The organism is Streptomyces sp. NPDC057136, from assembly GCF_042670885.1.
Lineage (GTDB): Bacteria > Actinomycetota > Actinomycetes > Streptomycetales > Streptomycetaceae > Streptomyces.
Map to the genome: position 1 here is coordinate 188,160 of NZ_JBHUUV010000001.1, position 19,170 is coordinate 207,329.

Below are 19,170 nucleotides of genomic sequence, written 5' to 3' on the forward strand. Positions count from 1 at the left end.
GCGTCAGTGGACGCCCAGCCAGCTCTCGATGGGATTGAGTGCGAAGTACACGATGAAGATCGCCGTCAGGCCCCACATGAAGGCCCCGACCTCGCGGGCCTTGCCCTGGGCGAGCTTGATGGCGGCGTACGAGATGACACCTGCCGCGACACCGGTGGTGATGGTGTAGGTGAAGGGCATCAGGACGACGGTGAGGAAGACCGGGATGGCGACGGAACGGTCACCCCAGTCCACGTGCCGGGCGTTCTGCATCATCATGGCGCCGATGACGACGAGGGCGGCGGACGCCACCTCGGTCGGCACGATCGCGGTCAGCGGGGTGAAGAAGAGACAGGCCGCGAAGAAGAGTCCGGTGACGACCGAGGCGAGCCCGGTCCTGGCACCTTCGCCGACGCCGGTCGCCGACTCGACGAAGACGGTCTGGCCGGAGCCTCCGGCGACACCGCCGATCGCACCGCCCGCGCCGTCGATGAACAGCGCCTTGGAGAGGCCGGGCATCCGGCCCTTGTCGTCGGCCAGCTTGGCCTCCGTACCGACACCGATGATGGTGGCCATGGCGTCGAAGAAGCCGGCCAGGACGAGGGTGAAGACGATCATGCCGACCGTCATCACACCGACGTCGCCCCAGCCGCCGAACTCCACGTCACCGAAGAGCGAGAAGTCCGGTGTGGAGACCGCGCTCCCGTTGAGCTCCGGCGGGCCACTGCTCCAGGCCTTGGCGGGGATGTCTCCGATCGCGTTGATGATGATCGCGAGGACCGTGCCCGCGACGATGCCGATCAGGATCGCGCCGGGGATGTTGCGGGCCTGGAGCATGAAGATGAGCAGCAGGGTCACGCAGAAGATGAGAACGGGCCAGCCGGCGAGCTCGCCTGCGGGGCCGAGCGATACCGGTGTCGCCGCGCCCTTGTGGACGAAGCCGGCCTTGTAGAGGCCGATCAGGGCGATGAACAGGCCGATACCCATGGTGATGCCGTGCTTCAGTGCGAGCGGGATCGCGTTCATGATCAGCTCGCGGAGGCCGGTGACCACCAGGAGGCAGATCACCACACCGTAGATCACACACATGCCCATGGCCTGCGGCCATGTCATGGCCGGAGCGACCTGCCCGGCGAGTACGCCGGAGACGCTGAGGCCGGCGGCGAGGGCCAGCGGGACCTTGCCGACGAAGCCCATCAGCAGGGTCGTCGCGGCGGCCGCGAGGGCCGTCGCGGTGATCAGGCCCGGCTGGCTGAGGAGATTGCCGTCGACATCCTTACCGCCGAGGATCAGCGGGTTGAGCAGGAGGATGTACGCCATCGCCATGAAGGTGGTGACGCCACCACGCATCTCACGCGCGACTGTCGATCCTCGTTCGGATATATGAAAGTACCGGTCGAGCCAAGACCGTCCGGCGGGGACGCGCGAGCCGTGGCCCGCGTCCTCCGAACCGGTCCTGGGCTCCACTGACTGCTGGGTCATGGTGCCTGACTCCCAAGGTTCACAGGGGCACCCGCGTGGAGAAAATGATTGCGGGATTTGGGATGGCTGCGTCGGCAGCACACCCGGGGGACGGCCCGAGGCGAACTGTTCGTGCAGGTACAGAAGTGCTGAGGCAGTGCAAGGACCGCGAGCGGTGCGGTACTCGGTGTCTCCGGGCGATGCGGCACGCGGGGAAGTGTGACGTTCACGGCAACACGCACCGCCCGGAGAGTTCATGGGAGCTGGATCAGGTGCCGGTGAGGTGCTCGGGTCGTACCGGCGTCCTGTTGAGCTCGAGGCCCGTCGCGTTCCGGATCGCCGCGAGGACGGCCGGAGTGGACGACAGGGTGGGGGCCTCGCCGATGCCGCGGAGCCCGTACGGGGCGTTGGTATCGGCGAGTTCGAGCACATCGACCGGAATGGTCGGGGTGTCGAGGATGGTGGGGATCAGATAGTCCGTGAAGGACGGGTTGCGCACCTTCGCGGTCTTCGGATCGACGATGATCTCCTCCATGACGGCGATACCCAGTCCCTGGGTGGTGCCGCCCTGGATCTGCCCGACGACGGAGAGCGGGTTGAGCGCCTTTCCGACGTCCTGGGCGCAGGCCAGTTCGATGACCTTGACCAGGCCGAGTTCGGTGTCGACCTCGACGACCGCGCGGTGGGCGGCGAAGGAGTACTGGACGTGGCCGTTGCCCTGACCGGTCCGCAGATCGAACGCCTCGGTGGGCCGGTGGCGCCACTCCAGCTCGATGTCGAACGCCTCGTCCTCCAGTACGTCGACCACGTCGGCCAGCACCTCGCCGCCGTCGGTGACGACCTTGCCGCCCTCCAGGAGGAGTTCGGCGGTGGCCCAGGCCGGGTGGTACGAACCGAACTTTCGGCGGCCGAGCTCCAGGACCTTCTCCCGGACGGCTTCGCAGGAGTTCTTCACGGCGCCGCCGGTGACGTACGTCTGCCGGGAGGCGGAGCTCGATCCCGCCGAGCCCACCCGGGTGTCGGCCGGCTGGATGGTGACCTGGCTGACGCCGAGCTCGGTACGGGCGATCTGGGCGTGCACGGTGACGCCGCCCTGTCCGACCTCGGCCATCGCGGTGTGCACGGTCGCGACCGCCTCGCCGTTGATGACCTCCATCCGCACCCGGGCGGTGGAGTAGTCGTCGAAGCCCTCGGAGAAGCCGACGTTCTTCAGGCCGACCGCGTAGCCGACACCCCGTACGACGCCTTCGCCGTGGGAGGTGTTCGACAGCCCGCCGGGCAGGGCGCGTACGTCGATGGTGCTGCCTTCCGCGTCGGCGGCCAGCCACTGCCGCTCGGGCGGCATCGGGCGGGACTTGACCAGTCGCAGCAGCTCGGCGACCGGGGCCGGCGAGTCGCAGGGCTGTCCGGTCGGCAGGAGGGTGCCCTGCTCCATGGCGTTGAGCTGGCGGAACTCGACCCGGTCCATACCCACCTTGTCGGCGAGCTTGTCCATCTGGGCCTCGTAGGCGAAGCAGGCCTGGACGGCGCCGAAGCCGCGCATCGCGCCACACGGCGGGTTGTTCGTGTAGAGGGCGATCGCCTCGATGTCGACGTCGTCGATCGCGTACGGGCCGACCGACAGGGACGAGGCGTTGCCCACGACCGCCGGGGAGGCCGACGCGTAGGCGCCGCCGTCCAGGACGATCTTGCACTTCATGTGCGTGAGCTTGCCGTCCTTGGTGGCGCCGTGCTCGTAGTAGAGCTTCGCCGGGTGCCGGTGCACGTGGCCGAAGAAGGACTCGAAGCGGTTGTAGACGATCTTGACCGGCTTGCCGGTGCGCAGCGCCAGGAGGCAGGCGTGGATCTGCATCGAGATGTCTTCACGGCCACCGAAGGCACCGCCGACGCCGGAGAGCGTCATGCGCACCTTCTCCTCGGGCAGGCCGAGGACGGGGGCGATCTGTTCGAGGTCCGAGTGCAGCCACTGGGTGGCGACGTACAGCTCCACGCCGCCGTCCTCGGAGGGCACGGCAAGGCCGGACTCCGGGCCGAGGAAGGCCTGGTCCTGCATGCCGAAGGTGTACTCGCCCTTGACGACGAAGTCGGCCTTCTTGGCCGCCTCGTCCGCGTTGCCGCGGATGATCGGCTGGCGGTGCACGATGTTCGGGTGCGGGACGTGACCGATGTGGCCGTCGTCGCGGCCCTCATGGACCAGGACCGCGTCGGGAGCGGTAGCCGAGGCCTCATCGGTGATGAGGGGCAGCTCCTTGTACTCGACCACGATCTTCGCGGCGGCACGTCGGGCGGTCTCCGGGTGGTCGGCGGCCACGAGGGCGACCGGCTCACCGTGGTGACGGACCTTGCCGTGGGCGAGAACCGGGGTGTCCTGGATCTCCAGGCCGTAGTTCTTCATCTCGGCCGGCAGGTCGTCGTAGGTCAGAACGGCGTAGACGCCGTCCATCTTGAGGGCCTCGGTGATGTCGATCGACACGATCTCGGCGTGCGCGACGGTGGACCGCAGGGTCTGGCCCCACAGCATTTCCTCGTGCCACATGTCCGAGGAGTAGGCGAACTCGCCGGTGACCTTCAGGGTGCCGTCGGGGCGCAGCGTCGACTCGCCGATACCGCCCTTGGTCTTCGACCCCTGGGAGATATTGGTGGGAGTGCCGGCCGGAGCGGAGGCGACTCGTGGTGTAAGCGCCATGATTCTCAGACCGCCTCTGCCTGACGGGCGGCCGCGAGGCGGACCGCGTCGAGGATCTTCTCGTAACCGGTGCAGCGGCAGAGGTTGCCGGAGAGCGCCTCGCGGATGTCCTGGTCGGACGGCGAGGGGTGGGTCTCCAGCAGCTCGTCGGCTGCGACCAGGAGGCCGGGGGTGCAGAAACCGCACTGCACGGCGCCGGCGTCGATGAACGCCTGCTGGACCGGCGAGAGCTCGGTGGCCTCGCCGCTCTGCCCGTCGGCGGGCTTGGCCTGCCAGCGCTGGGCGGCGTCGAGGGTCGTGCCGCAGGCGCCGGAGGCGCAGCCGCTGCCGGGGTGGGCGTCCTCGCGGTGCCTGGCGTAGTCCGCGAGGCCCTCCACGGTGACGACCTCGCGTCCCTCCACCTGACCTGCGGCGACGAGACAGGAACACACCGGCACCCCGTCGAGGCGCACCGTGCAGGAACCGCATTCCCCCTGCTCGCAGGCGTTCTTGGAGCCGGGGAGGCCCATGCGCTCACGCAGGACGTAGAGGAGTGATTCGCCCTCCCAGACATCGTCGGCTTCCTGCTGACGGCCGTTGACCGTGAAATTCACTCGCATGGTTACGCAGCTCCTTCGAGGGTGCGGCCGGCGCCGCGGTACTGCTCCCAGGTCCAGCCCAGCGTGCGGCGGGCCATGATGCCGACCGCGTGCCTGCGGTACTTCGCAGTGCCGCGCACATCGTCGATGGGATTGCAGGCGCCGGAGGCGAGCTCCGCGAACTGCTTGGCCACCGACGGCGTGATGATCTTGCCGCTCTCCCAGAAACCGCCCTCGTCGAGTGCGGCGTTCAGGAAGTCCTCGGCCGCCTTCGCCCGGACGGGCGTCGGGGCGGCCGAACCGATACCGGTGCGGACCGTACGGGTCTCGGGGTGCAGGGCGAGGCCGAAGGCGCAGACGGCGATGACCATCGCGTTGCGCGTACCGACCTTGGAGAACTGCTGGGGTCCGTCGGCCTTCTTGATGTGCACGGCCCGGATCAGCTCGTCCGGGGCGAGTGCGTTGCGCTTGACGCCGGTGTAGAAGGCGTCGATGGGGATCATCCGGGTTCCGCGTACGGACTCGGCCTCGACCTCGGCTCCCGCGGCGAGCAGCGCGGGGTGGGCGTCACCGGCGGGCGACGCGGTGCCCAGGTTGCCGCCGACACCGCCGCGGTTACGGATCTGCGGCGAGGCAACGGTGTGCGAGGCGAGCGCCAGACCGGGCAGCTCGGCCCGCAGGTGCTCCATGATCGCGCTGTACGGGACGGAGGCACCGAGCCGTACGTTGTCCTGGCCCACCTGCCACTCGGCCAGCTCACCGATGCGGTTCAGGTCCAGGAGGTACTCGGGCCGCCGGTGGTCGAAGTTGATCTCGACCATCACATCGGTGCCGCCCGCAAGGGGCACAGCCGTCGGGTGCTCGGCCTTGGCGGCGAGCGCCTCCTCCCAGCTGGCGGGGCGAAGGAAGTCCATGAGTGGCTCTCTTCTTCTCAATCGGGTCGTTCGCTGGGGCTGGGGACGGCCGGCCCTCGACTGGTTCGTTCATCTGCTGTTCATACGTTGTGTGACCCAGTACACAAGCCAGGATCCAGCCAGTGCAGTCACCGAAACCATGAAGGAGTTGGCTGGTCTCCTTCCAGGTCTTGTAGATTCGAACGAATGGCGGGGATCAGTAACCTCACCGCACTTCACAGGTATCCCCTCTCACCTGTTCCCCCGCACCAACGAAAAAGATCGGCGGCAACGAGATGCGGCTGCGCGCACTGCTGGACACCGACGCGCTGGGCCTGCGGCTGCTCGGCGGTGACGACGAGCTGGACCGCACGGTCCGGGGTGTCATGACGACCGACCTCCGCGACCCCAGCCGCTATCTCTCCGGTGGCGAGCTGGTACTCACGGGGCTGGCCTGGCGCCGTGACGCGACGGACTCCGAGCCGTTCGTCCGGATTCTGGCGGGTGCCGGGGTCGCCGGACTCGCGGCGGGCGAGGCGGAGCTCGGCGACATCCCCGACGATCTGATCGAGGCGTGCCGGCACCACCGCCTTCCACTCTTCGCCGTGAACGAGACCGTGGCATTTGCAACCATCACCGAGTACGTGGTGCGCCAGGTCTCCGGCGAGCGGGCCGGCGACCTCGCCGCCGTCGTGGACCGGCACCGCAGACTGATGACGTCAGGACCTGCGGGCGGTGGCCCCGAGGTCGTCCTCGATCTGCTCACCTCCGACCTGGACCTCCGCGCCTGGGTGCTCTCCCCCACCGGCCGCCAGATCGCGGGGGCCGGTGAGCCGCTGCCCGGCCCGGTCGGCGCCGCGCTGGCCGGACGGCACCTGGCCGCGACCCGCACCGGCCGCCGGGGTCCCCACCGGACGGCGGTGGAAGGTACGACGTATTCGCTGTTCCCGATCCGGAACACCGGGCGGGGCGCCGCACCGGCCTCCCGCGATGTCCGCGAGTCGGTGCTCTCCGACTGGCTGCTCGCGGTCGAGGCCGACGCGGGCGACTGGCCGGCCGCCCGGCTCGACCTGCTCCAGGGCGTCACCCAGCTGATCGCGGTCGAACGGGACCGGCGCGACGCGGCCCGTACGGTACGCCGCAGGCTCGCCCAGGAAGTCCTGGAACTGGTCCAGGCGGGCGCCGCCCCCACCGAGATCGCGGCCCGGCTGCGGGTCGCCGCCCCGGTGCTGCTGCCCGGTCTCGGCTCGGCACCGCACTGGCAGGTCGTCGTGGCCCGGGTCGAATGGGCCACCGACGGCGCACCGGGCGCGGGTACCGGCGCGGTGGGGGAGATCGCGGGCGGCCCGGTCGCCCAGGCGCTGCTGGAGGAGATCCTGGTCGATCCGGCGGTGACAGGACCCGACACGGCCGACCGGATCGCGGTGGCACACACGGGTGACGAGGCCATCGCCCTCGTACCGCTGCCCGCGGTGTCCGCACCCGGCACCGGCACCGGCACCGGCACCGGCACCGAGGACACCGCCGGTGCCGGTGGCGCTTTTGGGACCGACCCGGCGGCCGTCAGGCAGCAGGACCCGGCACTGCACGCCGATGTGCTGCTCGCCGCGGTCCGTGAGCCGCTCGCCGCGGGCCTCGCCGACGACGGCCGGCTGACACTGGGTGTCAGCGCGGCCGTGCATTCGGCCGAGGGGCTGCGCGGCGCCCTGGAGGAGGCCCGGCACGCCCGCCGGGTCGCCGCCGCCCGCCCGGGCCGGGTCTGCGCGGCCGGACACCACGAGCTGGCCTCGCACGTCCTGCTGCTGCCCTTCGTCCCGGACGACGTCCGCCGGGCGTTCACCGCCCGGCTGCTGGACCCGCTGCGCGACTACGACACGCGCCACCGCGCGGAGCTGATTCCGACCCTGGAAGCGTTCCTGGACTGCGACGGCTCCTGGACCCGCTGTGCGGCCCGGCTGCATCTGCACGTCAACACGCTGCGCTACCGCGTCGGGCGAATCGAGCAGTTGACGGGACGTGACCTTTCGCGCCTCGAGGACAAGCTCGACTTCTTCCTCGCCCTGCGTATGAGCTGACGCCCGGGGGGTCGCGCGGCGGGGCAGCGTTCCGGTCGATTGTGAAATATTTCACCTGACATTGACCGGACCCCTTGGCCCGGCGTGCCATTCCGTGCTGAGATGCGCCCACACTCAACAGCTCGATGGCGTGCTCGGGGAGGGCAATGTGGCGCATACCGCCATGTCTGGTTCCGGAACGACAGCAGATGACGATCCGCCGCTCCAGACAGCGGTATGGCGACTGCGATCGCGCGCCTGCTGGACGGACGCGGCCGCTCTGCTCGAACCGCATGCGGTCACCGACGCGGCAGCCGCGCTCCAGCGGACCGCGCTGCTGACCGAGCGGTGTCTCTACACCGCCAAGGGCTGGACGGACGCCGAGGACGCACTGCGCAACGCCGAGGCCCTGGCCCACGACGACGCCGAGCGCGGGGCCGCAGCCTGCGAGCGCGGTCATCTGGCCTACGCGTCGACGCTTCTCGGGGTACGGGACCGGGCCGACGAGGCCAGCGTGGCCCTGAGCCGGGCCGCAGCCCTGCTCTCCCCCGCGGCGGCAGGCCGGCCGCTGCTGGACTTCCGCCGGGGTCTGATCGCGCAGAACATCGCCGATTCGCCACAGTCCGCCCGCGCCGCGTACCGCAGGGCCCACGCCGGTGCCACGGCCCAGGAGGACGAGCTGCTGCTCTCCTTCACCTGGCGCCATCTCGCCTCGCTCGCCCTGCGCGAGGGCGAGCTGGCCGAGGCGCGGCACGGCTTCTCGGAGTCGCTGCGGATCAGGGAGGAGCTGGGCTACCTCGTCGGTACGGCTCCCGCGCTGATGTCCCTCGCCGACGCCGAACCCGAGCCCGAGGCCGCCCGGCTGCGCGCCGAGGCGGGCCGGCTCTTCCGGTTACTGGGCGGCGTACCCACCTGGCTGGCCCCGCAACTGGAACCGGCGGTGCCGCATCAGGGGCATCAGGGCCGTTCGCCCGACGACGCAACGGCGGCCTGGCGGGTCAAGTGACCGTGCCGGTCAGCTCTCCGCGCCCGTGAAGTGTTCCCGTACCAGCGACTGCACGACGCCGAGGTTCTGGGCGATCAACGCGTCGAGCAGCGCCGTGTGCTCCACGGCGTCCGCGAGAAGGTCGGCACGGCGGGTCACGGGGTTGCTGACCAGCGGCCACTGGGACCGTCGGTGCAGGTCGTCGGCGACCTGCACCAGCTGTTCGTTGCCGGCGAGCGCCAGGACGGCCCGGTGGAAGGCCCGGTCGCTCTCCGCGTAGCTCGCGCGGTCGCCGACAGCGGCTGCCGCGACGGTGGCGTCGGCGAGCGGGCGCAGCGCCGTCCAGCGGCCCGCGGGGACGGTACGGGCGAGCCGCAGCATGACGGGGACCTCGATCAGGGCCCGCACCTCGGCCAGCTCCGCCAGTTCGCGCGGCCCGCGCTCGCTGACCCGGAAGCCCCGGTTGGGTACGACCTCGACGGCGCCCTCGATGGCCAGCTGCTGCATCGCCTCGCGCACCGGCGTCGCGGAGACGCCGAACCGGGCGCCGAGCGCCGGGGCGGAGTACACCTGGCCGGGGGCCAGCTCCCCGTCGACGAGGGCGGCCCGCAGGGCGTCCAGGATCTGGCCGCGCACCGAGTGCCGCTGCACCGTGCGGGGGGCCGGCGGCTCGCTGTGGGTGTGCTCTCCACGTGCCTGTTCGGGCACGCGCCCCGTCGACGGAACCGCCGGGACCGCCGAGGCCGCCGGGGCCGCGTACGACAGCCATGTGTCCTCACGCGCACTGCCCTGCTCCACTGGACCTCCTCGGCCTGCCGCGGGCTCGGCTCGCGTGCGCCATGCCCGTGTGCACGATAGGCGGAGGAGGCTCCAGTTCAAACATCGATCAGGTCGGGTAAGGTAAGGCTAACCTGCAAACGATCCCGATTCGGTGGTCCCTGCATGACCGTCTCCACTCTGCTCACCGGCACCGCGGCGTCCTCCGTGACCGCCGCGTACGCACGCCTGGCCGAGGTCTTCCCCGGGCTGCGTGCCGAGGTGCTCGCGGAGGACGCCATGGCGCCTTCCGGCACCGGCTGGGTGCGCGCGACGGAGCTCGCCGGAGGCGGCGCGGCCCTGGACACCTTTCTGGCCTGGGACAACGCGCAGGTGCTGCGGGACTACGGGCAGCAGGCCCGCCCGGACGTGGTGGCCAGCTTCGGACTGCACCGCTATGCGTGGCCTGCCTGTCTGCTGGTGACCGTGCCATGGTTCCTGCACCACCGGGTACCGCGCGTCCCCGTCGAGGACGTCGCCTTCCAGCGCACGCTGGGACACCTGACCGTCCGGGTACGGGAGTTCGCCTGCCTGCCGGACGATCCCGCGGCCTCGCTGCCCGGCGCCCGGGTCGTCCCCGACGAGGCGGCGCTGCGTGCCGAGGTACTGGACGCCCTCGCGGAACACCTCGGCCCCGTGCTGGACGGTTTCGGACCGCGCATGCGGCGCGGCAAGCGGGCCCTGTGGGGCATGGCGACGGACGAGGTCGTCGAAGGGCTCTGGTACATCGCCCATCTGCTGGGCGAGGAGCGCCGGGCGATGACGGAACTGGAGCTGCTGCTGCCTGGCACCACCAGGCCGTACGTGGGCACCGCCGGCTTCCGTGAACTGACCGGCCCCGACGGCGAATCGCTGCCGACCCGCGACCGGGCGAGCTGTTGCCTCTTCTACACGCTGCGCCCCGAGGACACCTGCGTCACCTGCCCCCGCACGTGCGATGCCGACCGGGTACGGAAGCTGACGCCCGCCTCCTGATCACACCCCCACCCCGGCGACTCACCTTCGAACGTAACTGTGCTTCGCCGTACGGTCGTTCGAGAACATTCCGCTCATCCGTATGCCTCGCCACCCCAATGGCGTTCTCTTGCCCCGAAACCGCCTGAGCCGGGCGGCGCTTCCGTCACGATGGCGCCCGAAACGCCCTACGCGACGCAAGGGACCGCGCATGAGACTGACCGACATATCGCTCGACTGGCTGCTTCCGGGCGCCGTACTGCTCGTGGGGGTCATGGCGGCGGTGACGGTGGTCGCACGCGGCAAGCGCGCCGCCGGCAAGGCATCGGCCGACGACAACTGGGAACGCAGCGAGGACCGCCGCCGTCGCAAGGAGGCGCTCTACGCCACCGCCTCGTACGTTCTGCTGTTCTGCTGCGCCGCGGTCGCCGCCGCACTCTCGTTCCACGGGCTCGTCGGCTTCGGCCGGCAAAACCTCAGCCTCTCCGGGGGCTGGGAGTATCTGGTCCCGTTCGGCCTCGACGGGGCCGCGATGTTCTGTTCGGTACTGGCGGTACGGGAGGCCAGCCACGGCGACGCGGCGCTCGGCTCCCGGCTGCTGGTGTGGACGTTCGCCGGCGCCGCCGCCTGGTTCAACTGGGTGCACGCGCCGCGCGGCATGGACCACGCGGGCGCCCCGCACTTCTTCGCGGGCATGTCGCTCTCGGCCGCGGTGCTCTTCGACCGGGCACTGAAGCAGACCCGCAGGGCCGCACTGCGCGAACAGGGCCTGGTGCCACGCCCGTTGCCCCAGATCCGGATCGTACGGTGGCTGCGGGCACCCCGGGAGACCTTCGGCGCCTGGTCGCTGATGCTCCTCGAAGGCGTACGCACCCTGGACGAGGCGGTCGACGAGGTCCGCGAGGACCGGCGGGAGAAGGAGCAGGACCGGCTCCGCAGAAGGGGCCAGGAGAAGCTGGACCGGGCCCACATCAAGGCCCTGAACCGGCAGAACCGGGCCTGGGGACGAGGTGGCCGCAGCGGGCAGCAGGACGTCCCCGCCATCGCACCGGCCCAGGGCGCCGCGCAGGGCGTCGCGGAGCCCGCCATAGCGGAGCCGGGACAGCTGCCCCTGCGGCCCCGGCCGTCCCTGCAAGCAGTGAACGGCCCGAGCTCCAAGGGAGCAAAGAGCTCAGCGAGTTCTCCGAGCGCCCCGGCGCAGACCGCGGGCGGTGACTCCAGGACCGTCGATCTCACCGCCGAGGACGACACCCAGACCCTGCCCCGGCTCGACTCGCTGGAGCAGAAACTCAAGGACCTGGAACAGCAGTTCGGCTGAGCACGTCCCGGTGGGAGGCTGTGTCAGGGCCTCCCACTGCGCGGTTCACGCTGTCCGGTCACGCCGCCCGGTCCACGCCGTGCGGCTCACGCCGTGCGGCTCACGCTGTCGAGTTCGCACCGTTCAGCTCGAACCAGACCACCTTGCCCAGCGCCTGCGCCGTGACTCCCCAGGCGTCCGCCAGGCTCCGTACCAGGACCAGGCCCCTGCCGTGCGTACCGTCGTCGGCGTTCGGTACGTACGGCTTGGGCACTCCCGACATGAAGTCCCGCACCTCCACGCGCACTTTCTCCGGCCCCGCGGTCACGGTGACGACCGCGCCGTGGCGCGTATGGATCAGCGCGTTCGTCACGACCTCGCTCAGCAGCAGCTCCGCCACCTCGGCCGCCTCGGGCTCGGACCGGCACCGCAGGAACTCCCGCAGTGCCCGTCGCACTTCACCCACCCCTGACAGATCGGCGTGCCCCAGTCTGCGACGCAGCTGGACCGACCGACCCCCTCGATGCCTCATCTTTTCCCCCGCCCGCACAGTGAATCGACCTCCTTCGCCCATAACCCCTCGAACACCTTCACGGGGATGCATGCCCCGCACGCGGACAGTCACGCTTGTCGACCCGTCAATAAGTGAACAGAGTCGATCGGCAAGCCCGGCCGGGCGACGAACGCGTTACGTTTCCGTACTCCCCGTTAACTTCCAAAAAATTCACAGGAGTTGGCGTTGACGGGACCCGATCTACGCGCGTCATCATGGTGGGTATGCGATTCCCCCCACGGATCACCACGCTCGGCGCTACCGCCGCCATCCTGTCCGCCCTCTTCGTCGGCGGCCCGGTCACCGCTTCCGCCGCGACGCCACCGGCCACCGCATCGGTCGGCAGCATCTGCTACTCCGCCCTCCCCTCACAGGCACACGACACCCTCGACCTGATCGACGCGGGCGGACCCTTCCCGTACGACCAGGACGGCACGGTCTTCCAGAACCGCGAAGGCATCCTGCCGAGCCAGGGCACCGGCTACTACCACGAGTACACCGTCATCACCCCGGGCTCCCCGACCCGCGGCGCCCGCCGCATCGTCACCGGTGAAGAGGTCCAGGAGGACTACTACACCGCCGACCACTACGAGTCGTTCGACCTGGTCGACCACGGCTGCTGACTGTCCCCCGCCCCACCACCACCGGTCCGGTCCGCGCCGCAGTCCCCCACCTGCGGCGCGGATCCCCGGGCCGGAACGGAGTCCGGAATTGTACGCTCCACGCATGACTGTGACCTATGTGATCGAAGGCTCCGAGGTCACCGGCCTGGAGCGGTTCTGGGAGGTGATCGGCGAAGCCGTGAACGGCCCCGGTGGATACTTCGGCCGCAACCTCGACGCGTTCGCGGACTGTCTGAGCGGCGGCATGGGCACGCCGGACGACGACGACTTCGTCATCGAGTGGCGCGACCACGCACAGTCCGCCCAGGCCCTGGGCCACCCGGAGACGGCACGCTACCTGCGCCGCACAGCCGAGCGCGCCCACCCGACCTCGCGGGTCCGCTTCGATACGGAACTCACCGAGGCGCTGGCGGGCCGGGGACCGACGCTCTTCGACCGGCTGGTGGAGATCATCAGGGAGCGGACAAGGCCGGATACGCTGCGGCTGAACTGACCCAAGCACGGGCCGGGTCAGTTCAGCCCCGGTACGGGGATCAGTACCGGGTGGAGACGCTCACGCCACCGAAGCCCTGGGCGGCGTGCAGGCTGATGTAGTGGACACCCGCCTTCGGATTCCGCACGGTCAGGGTGTGTTCGTTCCCGGCGCCGGTCGCCCGGGACGTGTAGCTGGACACCGTCGCCCAGCTGTTGGAGTTGTAGTAGAGGTCGGCGTCGCCCGTACCGCCCGCGGTGGTGATCGTGAGCTGCGTCGTGCCCGCCGGAACGTAGAGGTACAGATAGGCGTAGTTGCCCGTGGTCGCCGTCAGACCGCTGCGCTTGCAGCCCTTGTCCAGCTGCCGGGTGTCGCCGGCCGTGCACTCCGGTCCCTGATCCACGGGCGGAGTGCCGATGCTGCCGCAGTCCCCTGCCCCACAGGCGGTCAGCCAGGAGTTCCAGTCGGCGTCGTAACGGTTGCCTATGGTGGAGGTGAGCAGGGTGCGGGCGGCGTTCCAGTCGCCGCTGCGGTAGAACCCGAGCAGCCTGTCGACGTCCGGACGGTGCGACTGAAGCATGTAACGGACCGCCAGGTAGCCCCAGTTGTAGATCCGCGTCTGGTCGGCGTTCTCGTAGGTGGTGTCGAAGAGGGTGCGCAGGGTGTAGGTGCGCTTCGCCGCCTGTGCAATTGCGGCGTCATAGGTGACATTGCGGTACGAGTACGAGACGTACTCCGCGAAGCCCTCGACCCACCAGATGGTCGGCGTGGTGAGGCCGGCCCCGAAGTCCCCGTACATGTTGAAGCGGCCGTCGAGGTAGTGCGTGTACTCGTGGTTGAGGTTCCATATCTGGAACACGGGCCGGACCCACTCGGCCTCGTAAGCAATGAAGCGGGGCTGGTTGCCCGCGGCGGCGGGGTCTCCCTCCAGGTACATTCCGCCGTTGTTGGTGTCGATCCCGAAGATCGCTCCGGCGTAGGTCTGGTAGTCGGCGCTCGAGTCGAAGACGACTACTTCGATCGTGCTGTTACGGTCATCGCTGACCGGGCCGCCGTCCCTGGTGATGCCGTGGAAGTAGGCGTCCTGGTTGCGCAGACTTGTGCAACTGGCGGCGAGGTCGGTTGCGGACATGTCCTGGGCCCGGATGCGGATGCTGTCGCTGCAGGTGTAATCGACGGGCAGGACGGCACTCTTGAGGCGTGCGGCCAGGTTGCAGGTGTCGTAGTACGCGCAGTTGGCCCTGTCGTAGTAGTCGGTCATCTCGGCGACGCCGACCCAGAGCGGTGCCGTGCGGCCGGTGATGGAGCTCTTCTTGAGCAGTGCCGCAGCCAGCGGCGCGGTCCTGTCGCGCAATGACGGCTCCTGGAGGAAGCGGCCTAGCTCCCGGCCCGCATTGGAGGTCAGGTACGACTGGTCGGCGCCCAGCAGGTCCAGATGGGCGGAGGCGAAGTCGTGGAGCGCGCTGAGCAGGCTGGGGTCGGCTTCCACCGCCTGGACGAACTCGGGCAGCTGATGGCCGCGGAATGTCACCGTGTACACGTTGTTGACCGCGTTCACCATGTACCAGGAGCTGTTGTACGAGGAGTTGTAGCCCGCCAGCAGCCGCTTGATCACGTACAGATACCGGGCGTTCTGCTCGGAGCTGTCGATCAGCGTGACGGCCTCGGCCAGTGTCTCCCCGTTGGCGTCGGTGACGTCCGACGAGTGCGAGGAGGCGAAGAAGGCGTCCAGCCCGCCGCGGATAGCGGTACGGAGCGCGGGGCCGTAACTGCCCACCGTCGACGGGTCGTAGTACTGAACGTAGTAGCCCGCCCGGAGGAAGAGCACCAGCTGCGGCATGCCGGTGCTGCTGTCGCCGGGGTAGTACGCCGAGCCGTGGCGCAGGGCGTCGGCGATGGTGACCATCTGCGCCTCGCGGAAGGCGAGATAGCCGTCGTTGCCCTTCACGCCGAACAGGGTGTTGACACAGTCGGTGGTTGACGCCTTGACCTGCTGGACGAGGGCGCTGCCAGTACGGCTGGTGAAGTCGGTGACATTGCACGCGGCAACGGCAGCGATTCCGGCCGACTCCGCCTTGGCCCGCGCCACGGCCTTCATGGAGGGGGCCGGGTGGCTCGGGTCCGCACTACCGGGCTGGTCGTAGTCCCGCCTGAGCGCGTCCTTCGACGCGGACAGGGGGGCGCGGTCCGCGGGCTTCAGGGGTGCGCGATCGGCATGGTCGGCCTCGTCGGCAGGTGCGGTGAGCGCCTCGGCGGCGGGACCACCCGGCTCCTCCGCACGGACCTCGGCCTTGATCTCGGCGTAGGCGCCGGCGCCGGCGATCGTCGCGGTGGCCGCCCTGGCCACGAGGGGGCGCGGCTCGGCTGCCTGGCTCGGCGCGGACAGCAGCCCAACGCCCAGACAAGCTGCCAGAGCCACGGTGGACAGCCCGGTGAATCTCTGTCGAACCATTCGGTTCTTCACGTTCCGCCTCCCAGCGGTGTGTTGGCCGCACGGCGGTTGCGCGGCCGTAGGGGGTGGAGCGAGAGGTGAAAACGAACAGGGTCATCCGACTGCACTCACGTTGTGGCATGAGCACGACCTCTCCTCCTGCGGGCTGTACAATTGCACATGTCACATGGCTATGGAAGACGCTACGCAACCTTCATTTGCACGCCAACTCGCCGCCGCACCAGACCTGGTGGAGCAATAGCCCGACAGAGACCTGACCTCACGGAGTGGGCGGCCCATGCCACTGCCGTCGGAATCCCGTGGCCCGGATGCTCGGCAACAACGGTCGCTGGAACGCAAGCAGTTGCTGTTGCCCGACGTCGGAGTGGAGGTGGATTCGCTCTACACCCGCCGACATCACCGCACCCGCACGATTCCGCGACTTCTATCAGGCCGCCATGCGGGTCATCGCCGAAGGGCACCGCGACTGGGGCATGTTGCTCACGTAAGCCGATGAAGCCCTGGCTCCCGAGGGCGGCTTCTACCGAAACCAGGGCCTGCTACCCAGCCCGACGACGGGGCGCGGCTCGTTTCGTCCGCGCTGCAACGCACCGCCGACGGGCCATCAGCGACGGGGCTCAGGCGCCGTCGAGGTCGAGCCATACCTTCTTGGCCGGCGCGTCCTCGGACTTCTCCGCTCCTGGGGCCGCCCACAGCTTTCGGACATGTGACATGTGAGCGAGCATGAACGCCTCGGCGCGCGGCCCGGCTCCGGCGACCATCAGGTCGAGGAGCTGGACATGCTCCTCCGCCGAGGCCGTCAACTGTCCGGTCTCGGCAAGCCGGTTGAGGCCGAAGAGCCGTGAACGCTTGCGCAGGTTGCCGACCTCCTCCACCAGTCGGCGGTTTCCTGCCAGCCCGAGCAGTTCGAGGTGGAAGCGCCGGTCGGCCTCCAGGTAGGCCAGGATGTCGTTCGCCCGGGCGGCTTCGACGATCTCCAGGGCGAGCGGCCGCAGCTCCTCCAGTTGCCACGCCTTGCCCATCCGGGCGATGCGGCCGACCGTCGGGGCCTCGATCATGGCGCGGAGCTCGGTGAAGTCATCGAGATCCTGCTCGGTCAACTCGGTAATCCGGAAACCCTTGTTGCGTACTGCTTCGACCAGTCCCTCCCGGGCCAGGTCGAGCATGGCCTCGCGTACAGGAGTGGCCGAGACCCCGAACTGGGAGGCGAGCGCGGGAGCGGAATGGATCGTGCCCGGACGAAGGTCCCCGGCGATGAGCGCCGCTCTCAGTGCATGCGCCACACGGTCACGCAGATGCTCTTGCGCCGAGATCACGTTGAGCGACGTCAGGCGGGCCATGTGTGTTCCTCCAGCACCGTGCGGAGTCACAGAATACAATCTCACGTTGCCGATCGGACCTGCCGTTTCCGAGCTGTGGATATCACGCTCCGGCACGCGCGTTCCGGTGGACCGCCGCCGCCACCACAAGGTCCTCCCAGCCCATTCCGACGCTCTTGAAGAACCGCGGCCGTCCGGCGGAGGCCAGATCCTTGGCAAGGTCCGGGCGGGTCACCAACTCTGCCAGATCGGCCGCGATGTCGTCGGCGCCGAAGGCACCTTCCGCGATCGGGATCAGGAGATCGCCCGCTTCCGCCAACGCGGCCGACCGCTCCTCCACGATCACGGCAGAACGGGCCACCAGTTGGGAATCGGTCTCCCGTGCATCAGGGGTGTGCGAGCCGACCGCCACGACAGTCGCCGACTCCCGTACCAGGGCGCCGTCGAAAAGAGGCGATCCGGCCGTGGTGCAGCAGAGCACCAGGTCGGCTGAGGCCACGGCGTCCGCGTTACCGGCGTCGGCGCTGACGCCGAGCCGGCGGGAGTGCTCGGCCAGCGCGTCGACACGGTGCGGGGTGCGGCCGACGACGGTGATCCGGTCCACGTGCCGCTCCGCGAGTACGGCCGCGAGGTGCCCATACGCCTGGGGGCCGGTACCGAAGAGCACGAGGTGCCCCATGGAGGGCGGTGTCAGATGGCGAAGGGCGAGCGCGGACACCGCGGGGGTACGAAGGGTGGTGAGCGCGGCGCCGTCGAGCAGGGCGATGGGCACCAGAGTGGGGCCGTCCAGCAGCAGGTAACTCCCGGTGATCCGTGGAAGTCCGCGTGCGGCGTTGCCCGGGGCCACTCCGGCGATCTTCACGCCGGCCATCTCCCGGGTGGCTGCCGGCATGATCAGGAGTTCCCCGCCCGGCACGGTCACATGGCTACGGGCGGGGGTGGCCCCTGGATCGAGTCCCCCGCGCAGCGCCACCTCCAGTGCGTCCACGGCCCCGCCGGGACCGAGGGTTTCGATGTCGGCGGCGCCGAGCAGGGGCAGCGTCACAGCAGGAATCCTTCGGGGAAGGGATCGGTCGGGTCCAGGAAGTATTGTGCGGTCCCGGTGATCCAGGCACGGCCGGTCACGGTCGGGACGACTGCGGGAAGACCCGCCACAGTGGTCTCCTCGACGAGCCGTCCGGTGAACGAGGTACCGATGAACGATTCGTTGACGAAGTCGGTGTTCAGGTGCAGTTCACCCCGAGCATGCAGCTGTGCCATGCGCGCTGATGTACCGGTGCCGCAGGGCGACCGGTCGAACCATCCGGGGTGGATGGCCATGGCGTGTCGGGAGTGTGCGGCGTCCGATCCGGGTGCGATCAGCTGCACGTGCTTGAGTCCGTTGATGTCGGGGTCCTCCGGGTGCACGGGCCGGTCGGCGGCGTTCACCGCGTCCATCAGGGCGAGTCCGGCCGCCAGGATGTCGTCCTTGCGGCCGCGCTCGAAGGGGAGCCCGAAGTCGGACAGTGGCAGCATCGCGTAGAAGTTGCCGCCGTAGGCGAGGTCGTAGTGCAGCGTTCCGTACCCGGGGACGTCCACCTTCCGGTCGAGCCCGGCGCAGAAGGCGGGCACGTTGGTGAGGGTGACGGATGTGGCCGCGCCGTCCTCTACGCGCACGTCTGCCGTGACGAGCCCGGCCGGGGTGTCGAGCCGGACTGTGGTGACGGGCTCGGTGACTTCGACCATGCCGGTCTCCACGAGGACGGTGGCCACACCGATGGTGCCGTGGCCGCACATCGGCAGGAACCCGGAGACCTCTATATAGAGGACCCCGAAGTCGGCGTCGGGGCGCGTGGGCGGCTGAAGGATTGCACCGCTCATGGCGGCGTGCCCGCGTGGCTCGTACATCAGCAGGGTGCGGACCGCGTCCCGGTTGCTCTGGAAGTAGCGGCGCCGCTCCGCCATGGTGGCGCCGGGAATGGTTCCGATGCCACCGGTGATAACGCGGGTGGGCATGCCTTCGGTATGCGAGTCGACCGCATGGAAGATGTGACGTGTCCGCAAGGGTC

16 protein-coding genes are annotated in these 19,170 nt (G+C 69.6%); 6 read left to right on the forward strand and 10 right to left on the reverse strand.

Going from position 1 to position 19,170, the window contains the following annotated elements:
• Positions 1-3: 3 nt before the first annotated feature.
• From ACFT7S_RS00905 to ACFT7S_RS00920, 4 genes are all read right to left on the reverse strand, one after another.
• A complete protein-coding gene (locus ACFT7S_RS00905) occupies positions 4-1,461 on the reverse strand; it encodes an NCS2 family permease (protein WP_382725164.1) in 1,458 nt (485 codons plus the stop codon).
• A gap of 247 nt (positions 1,462-1,708) precedes the next feature.
• Positions 1,709-4,126: a xanthine dehydrogenase subunit D gene (pucD, locus tag ACFT7S_RS00910; protein ID WP_382725166.1), complete on the reverse strand. Its 2,418-nt coding sequence runs from the start codon at positions 4,124-4,126 to the stop codon at positions 1,709-1,711.
• Positions 4,127-4,131: 5 nt separating this feature from the next.
• Positions 4,132-4,725, reverse strand: coding sequence for a (2Fe-2S)-binding protein (locus ACFT7S_RS00915; protein ID WP_382725168.1), 594 nt, complete (start codon positions 4,723-4,725; stop codon positions 4,132-4,134).
• A gap of 2 nt (positions 4,726-4,727) precedes the next feature.
• The gene (locus ACFT7S_RS00920; RefSeq protein WP_382725170.1) at positions 4,728-5,618 is read right to left on the reverse strand and encodes an FAD binding domain-containing protein; all 891 of its coding nucleotides are present in this window, start codon (positions 5,616-5,618) and stop codon (positions 4,728-4,730) included.
• A 275-nt stretch (positions 5,619-5,893) separates the two neighbouring features.
• Here ACFT7S_RS00920 and ACFT7S_RS00925 point away from each other — a divergent pair, with 275 nt between their 5' ends.
• Entirely contained in the window at positions 5,894-7,672 is a 1,779-nt protein-coding gene (locus tag ACFT7S_RS00925; protein ID WP_382725172.1) for a PucR family transcriptional regulator, read from the forward strand.
• Positions 7,673-7,835: 163 nt separating this feature from the next.
• A complete protein-coding gene (locus ACFT7S_RS00930; protein WP_382725174.1) occupies positions 7,836-8,657 on the forward strand; it encodes a hypothetical protein in 822 nt (273 codons plus the stop codon).
• Positions 8,658-8,666: 9 nt separating this feature from the next.
• On the opposite strand, the gene ACFT7S_RS00935 is transcribed toward ACFT7S_RS00930, so the two are convergent.
• Positions 8,667-9,434 carry a GntR family transcriptional regulator gene (locus ACFT7S_RS00935; protein WP_382725176.1) on the reverse strand — a complete coding sequence of 256 codons (768 nt, stop codon included), beginning with the start codon at positions 9,432-9,434 and terminating at the stop codon, positions 8,667-8,669.
• 144 nt (positions 9,435-9,578) lie between these two features.
• Here ACFT7S_RS00935 and ACFT7S_RS00940 point away from each other — a divergent pair, with 144 nt between their 5' ends.
• Both ACFT7S_RS00940 and ACFT7S_RS00945 read left to right on the forward strand, forming a co-directional pair.
• Positions 9,579-10,427, forward strand: coding sequence for a (2Fe-2S)-binding protein (locus ACFT7S_RS00940; protein WP_382725178.1), 849 nt, complete (start codon positions 9,579-9,581; stop codon positions 10,425-10,427).
• Positions 10,428-10,617: 190 nt separating this feature from the next.
• The gene (locus ACFT7S_RS00945) at positions 10,618-11,724 is read left to right on the forward strand and encodes a DUF2637 domain-containing protein (RefSeq protein ID WP_382725180.1); all 1,107 of its coding nucleotides are present in this window, start codon (positions 10,618-10,620) and stop codon (positions 11,722-11,724) included.
• Between the two features lie 100 nt (positions 11,725-11,824).
• Here the strand turns inward: ACFT7S_RS00945 and ACFT7S_RS00950 are convergent, their stop codons facing one another.
• Positions 11,825-12,193 (reverse strand): ATP-binding protein, encoded by a 369-nt coding sequence (locus ACFT7S_RS00950; protein ID WP_382725881.1) that lies wholly within the window; start codon positions 12,191-12,193, stop codon positions 11,825-11,827.
• A gap of 287 nt (positions 12,194-12,480) precedes the next feature.
• Between ACFT7S_RS00950 and ACFT7S_RS00955 the strand changes: the two genes are divergently transcribed.
• Positions 12,481-12,879 (forward strand): ribonuclease domain-containing protein, encoded by a 399-nt coding sequence (locus tag ACFT7S_RS00955; RefSeq protein ID WP_382725181.1) that lies wholly within the window; start codon positions 12,481-12,483, stop codon positions 12,877-12,879.
• Positions 12,880-12,982: 103 nt separating this feature from the next.
• Entirely contained in the window at positions 12,983-13,372 is a 390-nt protein-coding gene (locus ACFT7S_RS00960; RefSeq protein ID WP_382725183.1) for a barstar family protein, read from the forward strand.
• Positions 13,373-13,412: 40 nt separating this feature from the next.
• Here ACFT7S_RS00960 and ACFT7S_RS00965 read toward each other — a convergent pair whose 3' ends face one another.
• The 4 genes from ACFT7S_RS00965 to ACFT7S_RS00980 form a co-directional block, all read right to left on the reverse strand.
• Positions 13,413-15,803, reverse strand: a complete 2,391-nt coding sequence (locus ACFT7S_RS00965; protein ID WP_382725184.1) for a M9 family metallopeptidase — start codon at positions 15,801-15,803, stop codon at positions 13,413-13,415.
• A gap of 617 nt (positions 15,804-16,420) precedes the next feature.
• A complete protein-coding gene (locus ACFT7S_RS00970) occupies positions 16,421-17,143 on the reverse strand; it encodes a GntR family transcriptional regulator (protein ID WP_382725186.1) in 723 nt (240 codons plus the stop codon).
• An 82-nt stretch (positions 17,144-17,225) separates the two neighbouring features.
• Positions 17,226-18,167 carry an ornithine cyclodeaminase family protein gene (locus ACFT7S_RS00975; protein WP_382725187.1) on the reverse strand — a complete coding sequence of 314 codons (942 nt, stop codon included), beginning with the start codon at positions 18,165-18,167 and terminating at the stop codon, positions 17,226-17,228.
• Entirely contained in the window at positions 18,164-19,165 is a 1,002-nt protein-coding gene (locus ACFT7S_RS00980; RefSeq protein ID WP_382725189.1) for a proline racemase family protein, read from the reverse strand. Before ACFT7S_RS00980 ends, ACFT7S_RS00975 begins: the two co-directional genes overlap by 4 nt.
• Positions 19,166-19,170: the final 5 nt, after the last annotated feature.